The organism is Chryseobacterium manosquense, from assembly GCF_014623485.1.
Lineage (GTDB): Bacteria > Bacteroidota > Bacteroidia > Flavobacteriales > Weeksellaceae > Kaistella > Kaistella haifensis.
Genome location: NZ_CP060203.1, coordinates 2,749,980 through 2,763,759, shown reverse-complemented (window position 1 = coordinate 2,763,759; position 13,780 = coordinate 2,749,980). Strand labels below are relative to the sequence as shown.

The 13,780-nt window shown below is 38.0% G+C and carries 12 protein-coding genes and 1 tRNA gene; 6 read left to right on the top strand and 7 right to left on the bottom strand.

The window, feature by feature from the left end; translation table 11 throughout:
* Positions 1 to 40 precede the first annotated feature (40 nt).
* The 4 genes from H0S70_RS13130 to H0S70_RS13115 form a co-directional block, all read right to left on the bottom strand.
* Positions 41 to 1,675, bottom strand: coding sequence for an LIC_10190 family membrane protein (locus H0S70_RS13130; RefSeq protein ID WP_188321105.1), 1,635 nt, complete (start codon positions 1,673 to 1,675; stop codon positions 41 to 43).
* Positions 1,676 to 1,733: 58 nt separating this feature from the next.
* Complete coding sequence (locus tag H0S70_RS13125; protein WP_188321104.1) at positions 1,734 to 2,321, bottom strand: YMGG-like glycine zipper-containing protein; 588 nt, start codon at positions 2,319 to 2,321, stop codon at positions 1,734 to 1,736.
* Between the two features lie 125 nt (positions 2,322 to 2,446).
* A tRNA-Cys gene (locus tag H0S70_RS13120) sits at positions 2,447 to 2,520 on the bottom strand.
* A 60-nt stretch (positions 2,521 to 2,580) separates the two neighbouring features.
* The gene (locus tag H0S70_RS13115; RefSeq protein WP_188321103.1) at positions 2,581 to 3,957 is read right to left on the bottom strand and encodes a DUF4403 family protein; all 1,377 of its coding nucleotides are present in this window, start codon (positions 3,955 to 3,957) and stop codon (positions 2,581 to 2,583) included.
* Between the two features lie 150 nt (positions 3,958 to 4,107).
* Here H0S70_RS13115 and H0S70_RS13110 point away from each other — a divergent pair, with 150 nt between their 5' ends.
* The 6 genes from H0S70_RS13110 (at position 4,108) to H0S70_RS13085 (ending at position 10,771) form a co-directional block, all read left to right on the top strand.
* Positions 4,108 to 5,106, top strand: coding sequence for an LLM class flavin-dependent oxidoreductase (locus H0S70_RS13110; RefSeq protein WP_188321102.1), 999 nt, complete (start codon positions 4,108 to 4,110; stop codon positions 5,104 to 5,106).
* A 531-nt stretch (positions 5,107 to 5,637) separates the two neighbouring features.
* Positions 5,638 to 6,759 carry a 3,4-dihydroxy-2-butanone-4-phosphate synthase gene (gene ribB, locus H0S70_RS13105; protein ID WP_188321101.1) on the top strand — a complete coding sequence of 374 codons (1,122 nt, stop codon included), beginning with the start codon at positions 5,638 to 5,640 and terminating at the stop codon, positions 6,757 to 6,759.
* 103 nt (positions 6,760 to 6,862) lie between these two features.
* The gene (locus tag H0S70_RS13100) at positions 6,863 to 7,363 is read left to right on the top strand and encodes a hypothetical protein (protein WP_188321100.1); all 501 of its coding nucleotides are present in this window, start codon (positions 6,863 to 6,865) and stop codon (positions 7,361 to 7,363) included.
* A 325-nt stretch (positions 7,364 to 7,688) separates the two neighbouring features.
* Positions 7,689 to 8,672: an adenine-specific methyltransferase EcoRI family protein gene (locus H0S70_RS13095; protein ID WP_188321099.1), complete on the top strand. Its 984-nt coding sequence runs from the start codon at positions 7,689 to 7,691 to the stop codon at positions 8,670 to 8,672.
* An 83-nt stretch (positions 8,673 to 8,755) separates the two neighbouring features.
* On the top strand, positions 8,756 to 9,676 hold the full coding sequence (locus H0S70_RS13090) for a KilA-N domain-containing protein (RefSeq protein WP_188321098.1): 921 nt from the start codon (positions 8,756 to 8,758) through the stop codon (positions 9,674 to 9,676).
* On the top strand, positions 9,677 to 10,771 hold the full coding sequence (locus H0S70_RS13085; protein WP_188321097.1) for a GmrSD restriction endonuclease domain-containing protein: 1,095 nt from the start codon (positions 9,677 to 9,679) through the stop codon (positions 10,769 to 10,771). It begins immediately after the preceding gene.
* Positions 10,772 to 10,828: 57 nt separating this feature from the next.
* Here H0S70_RS13085 and H0S70_RS13080 read toward each other — a convergent pair whose 3' ends face one another.
* From H0S70_RS13080 to H0S70_RS13070, 3 genes are all read right to left on the bottom strand, one after another.
* Complete coding sequence (locus tag H0S70_RS13080; protein WP_228453748.1) at positions 10,829 to 11,089, bottom strand: DUF3467 domain-containing protein; 261 nt, start codon at positions 11,087 to 11,089, stop codon at positions 10,829 to 10,831.
* Positions 11,089 to 12,180, bottom strand: a complete 1,092-nt coding sequence (locus tag H0S70_RS13075; RefSeq protein ID WP_188321096.1) for a DNA cytosine methyltransferase — start codon at positions 12,178 to 12,180, stop codon at positions 11,089 to 11,091. Before H0S70_RS13075 ends, H0S70_RS13080 begins: the two co-directional genes overlap by 1 nt.
* A 175-nt stretch (positions 12,181 to 12,355) precedes the next feature.
* Positions 12,356 to 13,558 carry a hypothetical protein gene (locus H0S70_RS13070; protein WP_188321095.1) on the bottom strand — a complete coding sequence of 401 codons (1,203 nt, stop codon included), beginning with the start codon at positions 13,556 to 13,558 and terminating at the stop codon, positions 12,356 to 12,358.
* Positions 13,559 to 13,780 lie beyond the last annotated feature (222 nt).

The window sequence follows — 13,780 nt, the reverse complement described above, 5'->3', positions numbered from 1 at the left end:
TTGCGAAATAGCCCATAAAGAAAGGAAAATGTTGATGTTTTCAGCGGAGATATTCGGGTGGGAAATTGCTGATTATTTTTTGAAGTTGAATTTTTTCTTCCTCACTCATTTTTCTCCAAATAAAACCTTCCTTTAAGCCCTTACCTTGCAATTGTGGGAAAATTCCTGCTTCTAAATATTTTTGAAGAAAATACGGGGAAATTGAAGGCAAAGGTGTATCAAAACTAAATGGATACTGTTGCACGACGTTGAATTTCAAATTACCGATTTGGTAGGTATTATAATTCTTTAGTTCGAAACTTGCTGGTTTAAAAAATTGATTTTCGCTAAAGCCCGTCATAAAATATCCTAAGTTAAAACTCGGAAAAACCGTTTTTGTAAGTTTAGGGAAAGTAAGAAAAGTGCCTGTAATAAATGATAAAACAAAGAAAACCCTCAAAGAATTTTTCTTTGAAAACCACTGAAAAAAAATTACAAAAAATACGGCAAAAAATACATCGAGAAAAAAACGATATTGCGCAGAAAACAGCAGTACCGCTACGCTTTTAATCATTAACGAAAAGAAAATAATCCAAACTATTTTTGAATTTTTTCGGATCGCAAAAATCATTAACATTAATAAACTCAACACAAAAAGCTGATGGATATTTCCTTTAATTCCTTTTAAAAAAAACCAATTTTTAGCGAAATCAAAAAAAGAAAATTCCTGAATCTCCTGATAAGAATATTGCAAATCAAAAGTTTTTATCAATGCCATTTCTGCGGAATTGGCTAAAAGAACAGCATTCGGTCTCCAATTGAATTCAAAATCCAGAAACTGTGCCGGGAAAATGGGAAATCCGAACACCCAAATGTTTTTAAAGCTCATGAAAATGAAAATGAAAATTCCAGGAATAATGAATGTAATTTTAGATTTCAAAACCACCAATCCATACAGGAAAACAGCGATGGGTAGCCAAATCATCGTCGGTTTGATAAAGAAAACAAATGCCGAAAAAGCGAAAAGAAGTATGGCATTTTTATTTGTGTTTAATATTTCATTGAGGAGGATTAGAGACAAAACAATCACCGGCAAATCTGGACTCGGAGATTGAGCGAACAGAAATAAGAATGGCAAGAAAACCAGATGAATCCATGATTTTTTTTCAAAAATATAAATGGAATAAATAATCAAAAGAACGGTATTCAGCCGAAGAAAAGGATCGGAAAAATTGGAAAAGCCGGCTTGCAAAACATGCCACGCCGACATTTGTCCCAACGTAGGATCGAGATTGGAAATTCCCTTGACCAATCCGAATTCCGAAAGCCATTTGACTGTAGGAACGTAATATCCAAAGTGATCGAGAATGAAAGGATAATACGAACCAAAGAAAATGGTGAACAATAAAATCACGAAAAATGCAGGCGGAGATTCACGCAAAAAACTCCAAAACTGAGTGTAGATTTTATAATAAAAAAATCCCATCAACCCAATAATGATGGTGATTAATTCCACTTTAAGATTAAGAGGAAAAAAGAAAGCAGTAATAGCCCAAACCAACGAAACCGCAAAAATTCCGGTAAATAACTGCCCTGCAATGCCGCTGAATAGTTCTCCTGCAATTTTCCGGAAGAGTTGTCCCCAACCCGCAAAAACGGGTAGAAGAACCACCATCGAAAAGAAAATATACAACATAAAAAAAGATTGCTTAAAAATAAGCAATCTTTTCTTTATATCGTTCGGGAAATCCCGATTATTGTACTCTTCCGTCTTTTCTATCGCCGGCTCTACCGATGGTGTAACCTGTGGCACCACCTACGATACCACCAATTACTGCACCTGCAGCACGATTCTTTTTACTAATAATCGCACCAGCGGCAGCACCACCTACAGTACCGATAATCGTTCCTTTAGCAGCTTTACTCATCCCTTGCTTCTGAGAAGTAGTTGTTCCTTGAGAAGTTCCAGCATAAGTTTCTGAATTCGAACTTGTGCTTGATGATCTCGGTGTATTATTCACATAAACCGTTTTGGTCTCTCTGATTACTTGAGGTTTTGCTGCAGCAGCCCGAGTTTTTGCATTATTTACCTCAGCAATACTATCTGCTTTTCTCTGAGTTTCATAAGCCATTTTTTCTTTTTCGATGGCTAATTTTTGTTTCTCAATCTCCAACTGTCTGGATTGAAATTCCATTTTTTGTTGCTCCAAAGATTTTTCTGCAACGGTATTATCTTTTGTACAAGCCGTAATCATCAAAACCGATGCAAAACCTGCTACAACTATATTTTTAAAACCAAAAGTAAACTTATTTTGTGCTTTTGTATTGATAATTGCTTTCATAACTTTAAATTTAATATTGAACGTACGCCAAAAACGAAACCAAAGCAGGGTTAAAGAAACGTTAAAAATAATAAATTATATCAAAAAACAAAAGCAAGCATCTGAAAATCAGAAACTTGCTTTGTTGGAGGTTCCTAGCGGATTCGAACCGCTGTAGATGGTGTTGCAGACCACTGCCTAACCACTCGGCCAAAGAACCATTTAGGTTTGCAAATATAGCATTTTTTTAAAAAGTAAAAAAACAAATTTAGAAAAACACTTACATTCCTTGAACCCGCAATTTCATTTGGGCTTCGGTATCAACTACCGCGGTGATGCCATTTGGATTAAGTAAAATTTGTGTCGGCTTGACATTGAACACCTTACCTTCCATTTTCAGTCCTTTATAATATTCTTTATTAAAAGCTTCTTCGATGCTTTTCTTAGATGAATCTTCCAATTCGGCGGTCGGAATTCCGTATTCTTCTTCAATCATTCTTACAATTTTGCTCTCAACAAGCAAAGTGGCGGTTTTCTGAAGAATATTTTTGGTCTTCAACTTAAATTTTGTGTCTTTTAAAACAATTTTCCGAAGCACTTCATCGTAAACGGGAACTCCGGAAATGTAAGAAATTCCATTTACCGCACCTTCGGTAGTCGCTTCAATCATCACCCTTTCATTTTCACCATACACTTTCACAGCATTGATTTTAATCTTGGATTTTCCCTCCCGGAAATCGAATTCTTTCCATAAAAACAGCTGTTCCGCAATTTTCGTAGCTTCTGTAAATGGAATATTGGCGGTAGTTTGCAGAAGAAATTTCTGCGGTAAAGTCTGAACAAAATTAAAATTCGCAATAGATTTGATTAAAGGCGTTGCGGCAGGTCTTTGCCCGGTAAAAGTTTCCGAAAAAGCATCAATTCCGATGTTGGCTTCGATTTGATTGCCATAAAAAACCAGCGGCGTAACATTCACACTCACGGGAGTGATTTTCAGCCAAGTATTGTACTCCTCCGAAATTTTGAAAGGTTGAGCAAATTGGTTCCACGCCATTACCGCATACTGCTGAAAATTTAGCTGAGCAACCATCATTTCGTCAATGGTTTTGCAGAAATCGGCTTGTTGTTTCTTTAAACTTTCTTCCACCAAAGAAGTAATCGGTACCTGAATTCTTCCGAAGTCCAAAACCGGTTTTTTCACCCATTTGAAACCCATCGGCGAGGTTTGGGTCGTCATTTTCCAATTATTATTGAAGGTCAATTGCATATTAAAATACATCACCGTTTCGAAAGTCGTTTGCTGATAGGTATAAACCCCAAAAGTTCCGATGCCTTTTTCCACCCAAATTTTCAAAGGAACTTCAATTAAAAGATTCTGTTGAGTTCCGCCAACTAATCTGATAGCGCGGGTTTTCCAAACTTTCACTTTAAACTGATCATTGTTATTATCGGTGAAGGAATTGTCTTCAAAGATTAAATTTTTCACCGAAGCATTGATGATATTGGCAATCTCGGAAAGCGGAATTTTCACCAGCATCGTAATCGAAGATTTGATCTTCGGGAAATTAAAATCTTTTGGGGAAGCGTTTACCGCAGTAGTTTGCGAAAAAATTTTGAAGCTTAAGATCAAGAATATGACAGTTAAAAATCTCTGCATTTTTGTATTTTCTATGAAACGCAAATTTCAATAAAAATTGATAGATAGTTTTAAAATATCTTTATAATTTGTTTTAAATATCACTAGAAGGAAAATTGGTGTAATAAAGAACGTACTTTTGTAATGCTTTAATTAAATAAAAAAATCACAATGAAAAGATTCGAATTATCGGTCCTGGATTTAGCTCCCGTAAAACAAAATAAAACCATACACGACTCTTTCCACGAGAGTTTAACCTTAGCAAAGCACACAGAAAAATTGGGTTACAAACGATTTTGGCTTGCCGAACATCACAACATGCCGAGTATCGCAAGTTCCGCAACCTCTGTATTAATATGCTTTATCGCCAACGGAACCGAGAAAATCCGTGTAGGATCCGGCGGTGTAATGCTTCCTAATCATAGTTCACTCGTTATCGCCGAACAATTCGGAACTCTGGAAAGTTTATTCCCCGGAAGAATCGATCTCGGCGTGGGGCGAGCACCCGGAACGGATGGTTTAACAGCGAAAGCTTTAGGACGAAATCCAATGATTATCAATGAACAGTTTCCGAGGCAAATACAGGAATTGCAACAATATTTCTCGGTAGAAAATGCCACGAGTTTGGTAAGAGCCATTCCCGGTGAAGGTTGCGATATCCCGATTTATATTTTGGGATCGAGCACCGACAGTGCCTGGCTTGCCGCGGAAATGGGCTTGCCTTATGCCTTCGCTGGTCATTTCGCACCGGATATGATGGTTCATGCATTTCAGATTTATAGAGAAAATTACAAACCGAGCGAGAAATTCCCGGAATCTTATGCTATTGCTTGTGTGAACGGAGTTGCCGCTGAAACCGACGAAGAAGCGAAGAAATTAGCAACAACACTGTATCAAGCTTTCCTCAATATTATCAGAAACGACAGAAAGCCCTATTCACCGCCAGTAGAGGACATCGACGAGATATGGAACCCGATGGAAAAAGCCCACGTTTTGAAAATGTTGCATTACAGTTTTATTGGAAGTGAAGAAACCATCCAATCAAAACTCACTAGTTTTCAGGAAGCTTTTCAGGTGGATGAATTGATGATTACTTCCCATATCTACGATGAACAAGCGCGTTTGAAATCTTACGAAATCATCAAAACGGCTGTCGACGGAATGATCTAAAACTCATAAAAATCTCTCGCTGATTATGCTAATACTGCGGATTCATACCAATTTTAATCTGCTCAATCTGTAAAATCTGCGAGAGTTTTCTTAATCAATAAGAATCTCTCGCTGATTCTGCTGATATTGCTGATTGGTTCCAATATGAATTTGCTCAATCTGTAAAATCTGCGAGAGTTTTCTTAATCAATAAGAATCTCTCGCTGATTATGCTAATACTGCTGATTGGTTCCAATATGAATTTGCTCAATCTGTAAAATCTGCGAGAGTTTTCTTAATCAATAAGAATCTCTCGCTGATTCTGCTGATATTGCTGATTGGTTCCAATATGAATTTGCTCAATCTGTAAAATCTGCGAGAGTTTTCTTCATCAATAAGAATCTCTCGCGGATTCAGCCGATTTAGCGGATTGGTTCCAATATGAATCTGCTCAATCTGTAAAATCTGCGAGCGTTTTTTTGGAATCCATGCCCATTTTATCCTTGTCACTTTCTTAAAACTCAGTATCTTTGCCCCATCTAAAAAAGTAAAATGTCAGATATTAAACTTAATACTATTCCCGAAGCAATAGAAGACCTTAGAAACGGAAAAATAATCATCGTAGTAGATGACGAAAACCGTGAAAACGAGGGCGATTTTTTATCCGCAGCAGAATTGACCACTCCGGAAATCATCAACTTCATGACGATCTACGGAAGAGGGCTTATTTGTACTCCACTGCCTGAAAAGAGATGCGACGAACTAGGGCTCGACATCATGGTAACCCGAAGCAGCGATCCGAAAGAAACCGCATTTACTGTTTCTGTAGATCTTTTAGGAGAAGGCGTTTCTACCGGTATTTCGGCAAGTGACCGAAGCAAAACCATTTTAGCATTGATGGACGAAAATACAAAGCCAACCGATTTCATGAGGCCCGGTCATATTTTCCCGCTGAGAGCAAAAAAAGGTGGCGTACTGAAAAGAGCCGGTCACACCGAAGCAGCAATTGATTTAACAAAGCTTGCAGGCCTAAAAGAAGGAGGCGTAATTTGTGAAATCATGAACGATGATGGATCAATGGCTCGTCTTCCGGAATTGGTAGAGTTGGCAAAAAAACATGATTTGAAAATTATTTCCATCGAGGATCTTATTCATTATCAACTGAAAAAAGGCGATTTGATCGAGCGCATCGAAGAGCGTAAAGTGAAAACCTTCTATGGCGACTATGATTTTTATGCATTTAAAGAAACCAGCACCGACCAGATCCATTTTGCTTTAACGAAAGGGACATGGGTTGCAAATGAACCGGTTTTGGTGCGCGTGCAGGCATCTAATTCTTATTTTGATGTGCTCAACAGACTTTCTACCGGTGAAAAACCTTTGCTAGAAAAAATCACCAAAATGATTAATGACGAAGGAAAAGGCGCGATTATCTTCATCAACAACGTATCGAGTGCGGAAAATACTTTGAGAAAACTGCAGCAATTTATCGATTTCCAAGATGGGCAGGAGAAAAGACCAACATTGGCTTCCAACTTCCACGATTATGGAATTGGAACTCAGATCTTAAAGAATTTAGGAATTACCAAATTCCGCGTGATCACCCAAAACGTCAACCAAAAACCGTTGGTCGGTGGATACGATGTAGAAGTAACGGAAATGGTGCAATTGTAGAAAATCTTTCAATAATTCATAAAAATCCGCTCAATTTATTGAGTGGATTTTTGTTTTTTACAGATTTTTTTTAATTTTATATCAACTTTTAAAACACAAACCTATGCCATTATCCAATTTAAACAACGCGCACCTTACCCAAGCACAGGTAACTGCTGCACAAGATGCTTTAACCGCATTAGAGAATGCTTTATCAATGCTTACTGTAACATTAACTGCCTCGGAACGCAGCACTTACGGAAGCGTGAATGAACAAAACAAATTGCTGATCAACAAAGTTTGGGATTACCGACAAAACAGCCCCAACCTTTCCTCACCCGATTTGGATTGGGCAGAGTTTGAAAACGATTACAAAAGTCGCAACGTGATGGAAAGTTTGCAGAACCGCATAGATGCTCTGCTAGAAAGAATTAAGAATTCTAAAATCCTGTACGATTACGACAACTACCAAAGCGCATTGGATGATTATGCCTACACCACCTACAAAGCCGGTTCGCAGGCACCCGGTTACGAGACCAAGATGAATGAAATGAAACAGTTTTTTAACCGCTCGGGTAAAGGTAAAGAAAAGCCCGCTCCAGAAACCGATAGCCCAACCGCTTAGAACAATCCCCGGCAGCAGCTGGGGATTTTTGTTCCCGAAAATATCGATTAATGCCCATGTATGCGGTCTCACCGTGCAAAGATGCGGTCGTAAGGTGCAAATTTGGGGTTCCGAACCTCATTTTTGGGGTTCCAAGCCCCATTTTTGGGGTTTCCAAGCCCCATTTTTGGGGTGCGAGACCTCATTTTTGGGGTGCGAGACCTCATTTTTGGGGTTCCAAGCCCCATTTTTGGGGTTCCGAGCCTCATTTTCTGGGTTGAAGACCGAAAATTTGGAGGCTTGGCGTCCATTTGGGCGGTTCGGGGCAAATAATTATCTTTGAGGTATGGCAAAATCTCTCAACAAAAATCTTCATCAGGCCAAGAATGCCAAGAAAGATGAATTCTATACCCAACTGGCAGACATAGAAAACGAACTGAAACATTATAAAGATCATTTTCGTGGCAAGACTGTTTTCTGCAACTGCGACGACCCGCGCGTTTCGAACTTCTTCCACTACTTCAGCCATCGGTTTGAATCTCTGGGTTTAAAGAAACTCATCACTACCTGCTACAAAAACCAGAACATGGATCTTTTCAGCACCCATGAAAACGAAAAGGCCGTGATGCTGGAATACAATGGGGATAAGAACGGTGATAAAACGCCCAACGCAGAAGAGATTGGCATCATCGAGCTTGAAGGCGACGGCGATTTCCGGTCGGCAGAAAGTATTGAACTGCTGAAGCAGGCGGATATTGTGGTGACGAACCCCCCGTTTTCTTTGTTCAGGGAATATGTGGCGCAGCTGGTTGAATATGATAAGAAATTTTTAATTGTGGGAACACAAAATAGCATCACTACGAAAGAAATTTTCTCTCTTTTAAAAGAAAACAAAATTTGGCTAGGACATAAAGCAGGTGACATGTCGTTCATAGTACCAGACGAATACGAGATGCGGGATACTCGCAGTTGGCGGGATGAAAAAGGTAATAATTGGAGAAGTTTAGGAAATACCTGTTGGTTTACCAATTTAGATCATTCCAAACGTCATGAAGAATTAGATTTATTTAAACACTACACACCTCAAGAATATCCAAAGTATGATAATTATGATGCAATAAATGTTAATAGAGTTGCCGAAATACCGCAAGATTATAAGGGTGTTATGGGAGTTCCAATTACTTTTTTAGATAAATATAATCCGAAGCAGTTTGAACTAATCGGAATTGATAGATACGTAGAGGATAATCCCAATTTTGGAAAGAGATTTACTATTAATGGTAAAGAAATATATGCTCGCATTTTAATTAAAAACAAAAAACTACAATAGATGGATATAAAATTACATGAGATTACCCTCCGCGAACTTACGGCAAAACTTTCTTTTTATATTATTTAAAAATTAAATTAATCATGGCAAAGAACAATTCCATTACCGTACAGAACATAAAAATTGCAATAACGAGCATCAATAATGAGGATTACATTTCTCTTACCGATATGGTAAAAGCGAAGGATGATGATTCCCGTGCCGCAGATATTATAAAAAACTGGCTGCGCAACAGGGGAACCCTAGAATTTTTGGGAACTTGGGAAAGTATTTATAATCCGGATTTTAAAGTGGTCGAATTTGACCACTTTAGAAAAGAAGCGGGTCTGCCCACATTTACCATGAGCGTAAGTAACTGGGTAGAAAGTACAAATGCTATTGGTATCATTTCGAAACAGGGAAAATACGGAGGAACGTACGCTCACAAAGATATAGCCTTTGAATTTGGGTCGGCAATAAGTCCGGTATTCAAACTGTACATCATTAAAGAGTATCAACGTCTGAAAGAAATTGAAAGCAACTCTTATGGATTAGAATGGAATGTGAGGCGAATACTGAGTAAAGCAAATTACCAGATCCATACAGACGCAGTTAAAAACTATATTGTACCTAATCTCTCATACTCCCAAAAAAAAGAATGGGTTTATGCGGAGGAAGCAGATTTGTTGAACATTGTGCTCTTCGGCTGTACCGCAAAGCAGTGGCGAGAAGCAAACCCAGAACGAGTTTTGAAGGGTGAGAATATCCGTGATATAGCAAGTATAAATGAGTTGGCAATTCTTACCAATCTGGAAAGTTTGAATGCTACCCTCATAAAAAACAAACTGAACAAAAAGGAAAGGTTCCGCATTCTTCTGGACATGGTAAAGGAGCAAAGGCAAACGCTTGATAAGATAGATTACATTAAGTCCATTAAGAAATTAAAAGACTCTACATTCGTGGACGAGCAGCAAAAAATAATTACCGATCCCGAAAATGACATAAAAAATAAAAATAAAACATAGATGGAAATAAAATTACATGAGATTACCATCCGCGAACTTACGGCGGGTTACGAAGACAAAGGCGACGACGGCGTAGTAGCCTATGGCAGCAAGTTGGATGTGAGGCCACCCTTTCAGCGCGAGTTTGTGTACGATGACAAGCAACGCGCCATGGTAATAGATACCGTAATGAAAGGCCACCCACTGAACGTGATGTACTGGGCGGTTCGGGAGGACGGCTCTTATGAAATCATCGACGGACAACAACGTACCATCTCCATCTGCCAGTATGTCGCAAACGACTACTCGGTAAAAACACGCGGCAATATGCTGGCCTACGAAAACCTGCAGGACGATGAGCAGCAGAAAATCCTCGATTACAAACTCCTGATCTACATCTGCGAAGGCACGCCCAGCGAAAAACTGGAATGGTTCGAAACCATCAATATTGCCGGCGCGGTGCTTACGAAGCAGGAACTTCGGAACGCATCTTACGCAGGTCCCTGGCTGAGCGACGCGAAGAAATACTTCAGCAAAGCAAGCGGGCCAGCTTACAACCGTGGGCATGATTTGCTTACGGGTTCTGCCAAAAGACAAGATTATCTGGAAACGGTGCTGAACTGGATATCCAAAGGAAACATAGAAAAATACATGGGCGAACACCAGCACGACCCGAATGCGAATGCCTTAAAACAATACTTCGAAGCCGTGATTACCTGGCAAAGAAATACTTTTAAAAAGTATCGCTCTTCTATGAAAGGTCTGGACTGGGGCAAGTGGTATGACGAATACAAAGATGCGGTGCTTGATACTGACGCCATTGAAAAACAAATAGCCGAGCTGGTGGAGGATGACGAAGTGAAAACCGAAAAAGGAATATATCCCTACGTCCTGACGGGAGATGAGCGGCATCTGGATCTGAGAACGTTTGATGTGAAGACCAAAAGAAAAGCCTACCAAAAGCAAAACGGAATCTGCCCGGTTTGCCAACAGCATTTCGAATTTGAGGAAATGGAAGGCGACCATATCATCCCATGGAAAGATGGCGGACTGACCACGGAAGACAACCTGATGATGCTTTGTAAAAAAGACAACCGTACAAAGAGCGGTAAATAAATAAAAAATCCCGGTTCATTGCTGAACCGGGATTTCTATTTTGTAAAACGTTTGGGCTTATGCCTGTACGTTGTTCTGTCCTACTACGAAAGGCTCTACTTCTTTGATTTCGCCAAATTGCTGCTCATAGTTAGCAACATTTTGTTGTAATGCATTCAATACTCTTTTTGCGTGCAAAGGTGCCAAGATTACTCTTGAACGAACGTTAGCTTGTTGCACACCCGGCATCAATTGGATAAAATCTACTACGAATTCTGAAGGAGAATGATTTACTAAAGCATATTCGAACGCTTTACCATTTGTAGTTTGTTTTGCCATTAAACAGATGCTTTATTAACAATTTCAATCATTTTTTCAATAACATTGTTTCCGTTGATTATTTTTGCATGTCTTTTACTTATGACCTTTCTTGTGACCTTGATATTAGTTAAGTCAAAATAAATTCTTTTAGCTAAAATTTTTGCCATATCTACCGGAACAGCATTGCCTATCATTTTATAGCCCGCTGTAACATTATTATACTCAAAGAAAAATTCGTCAGGAAAAGTCTGAATTCTTGCACATTCTCGCACACTTAATCGTCTATATAGATGTTCTTGCCCTAAGGCAAAGCGCCTTACATTCTGTTCTACAAATTCCATTTTTGGAGCCTGTGGATGAAGTGGAGCATGTCTGCCACCTGCTTGAATTGTAAAAGAACATTCATCCCATGAACGAACTCTATTTCTAGACATGAATATTGATGAAAAACCACCTATCATATATTCATGATTAGGAAAAAAACATTTTTCACCGTTAGTAATATTCCCTTCTTTTGCAGGCAACACATTATCTTTTAAATCATCAATAACATCTCTCAAAGTAACTTTTTTCGAAGAATCAAAAGGTCGTGGGAAAGTAAATTTCAATCCTAAATCTTTTCTATAACCAATAAAAAAGACCCTCTTTCTATCTTGTGGAATTCCGAAATCAGATACATTAAGCAATTGAAAAGAAAGCTCATAACCGATTTCCATAAACATTTGCTTTATATTCTCTAAAGCATCTTTGTGAGTCGGGAGCAGCATACCGGATACATTTTCTGCTAAAAAAAACTTAGGTTTTTTATCAGCCAAAATCCGCATAAATTCAAAAAACAATTGCCCTCTTTTATCTGTTATACCACGTAATGAGCCTGCTTCAGACCAACTTTGACAAGGAGGTCCTCCAATAATCCCATCACAATCAGGAACATCTTCTGACGGAATATCCACAATACTTCTTTTATCTAAAATTGTATTTTTATGATTTCTTGAATAGGTTGCCCATATTTCTTTATCATATTCATTTGCCCATATAACATCAAAACCTGCTTTTGCAAAACCAAGATCTAAACCTCCGGCACCGGCGAAAAAAGAAACAACTTTCATAACAATAAACTTAGACTTCAAAAATAAGAAATAATAAACTCATATTTATAGTTTTGATAATGCTATATTTTTTTTAATATGCATTGAAAAAAAAGATAACCGCCGAAAGAGCGGTAAATAAATAAAAAATCCCGACTCAGTGAAGAATCGGGATTGATATATTTAAGAAGAAATCTTAAGCTTGAACGTTGTTACCTCCTAATACGAAAGGATCCAATTCTTTTGAAAACTCAATCACATAATCCTGATAATAGCTGAAATAAGTTTCATCAATCAATTTCTTTAATTGGGAAATACATTCAACTTTTTGGTCTAGCTGAGCCGAATGAAAATAGACAGAATAGTACAACAGTGAATAATATTTTTCCCAACCAGTTCCCAAATTCTTCAAATTAATTTGATTCAAAAAATGCTCCGTACTGTTCTTCTCGCCCATTTTGTGATAAGCTACAGCGCAAAGAATTTTCCAAACCTCATCGTGTGTTTCTTTTCTTTGTGAAGGGATGTAATCTTCATCATTATTGAGTTGAAAGGTATTATTCTCAATCAAAAATTTCATTTCTTTGGTACGATTGGTAAAAATCAGGGATTCCAGAACCGTAGATTCAAAACTGCAAACTGATTTTTCTGACGCTTTTCGATAAAGAAGTCTTGCTTTTTTCATTTCGGCAAAATACTTTCTATAAAGATTTTCGTTTCCCGTGAAATCGGCATAAAGAAGTTGCACGCCGTATTTCAAACCAGCAGGAATGACGTGGACTTCATCCGAAAGTTCGGTTTCTTTAACTTTTTTGTAATACAATTCCATCAACTCAGTATTCTGCAAAAGAAAACTACTTTGAAAAAGAAAACCGTAAGCAAAGATTTTAGCTTCGTTGCTCATGTTGTATTTTAGATAAGCCGAAAAATACTGGGCGTAAACTGAACCTAACAAATCACGAAGCGGATGATTTTCCATAAAATATTTTCTTGCCATCGGAAAAGACATCAAGTGGTGATGGGTGCTTACCAAAAGCTCGGGCGACTTGATGATCTGCTTGCACAACTGCTCACTTCTGTCCCAATAATTATGATTTGTATTTTCAGGATTTCCAAAGAATAGTTCGAGTTCCTGATTGTTGCAAGCATTAATAAACGCTTCAAAATTACTATATCCACAAAATTGACAAAGCAAATCTAAAGTGAAATTACTTGGTTCAGAAGTAGTTTTTATCAAACCAAAAAACCGGCGAAGAGTTTGAGAACTGATGTTTGTTTTACAATCTCGAATGATCACACTTACCAGATTATCACAATCTGTAGCTGTTTTTATGTCTTTCCCAAATTGTTTTGCGATGATTTTCCGCAATTGGTTCAAACCATTTATTTCCCGGTTCATAGTTTTAAAAATTGAAATCAAATTTAGTTATAAACCTATCAATCTTGTACAGAATTGTACAGAAAAATGACAAGAAATTAATATAAATTGTCACTCGAAATACAAATGATGAAAAAAAATATTGCGTTAAAAAGCTAAAGGACACGGTTTGTCTGATTGAGGTTTTATGTTTGCTGAAAATTAAATAGACTTTTACGGTTTTCCGTAAAACTCTATTTAAGC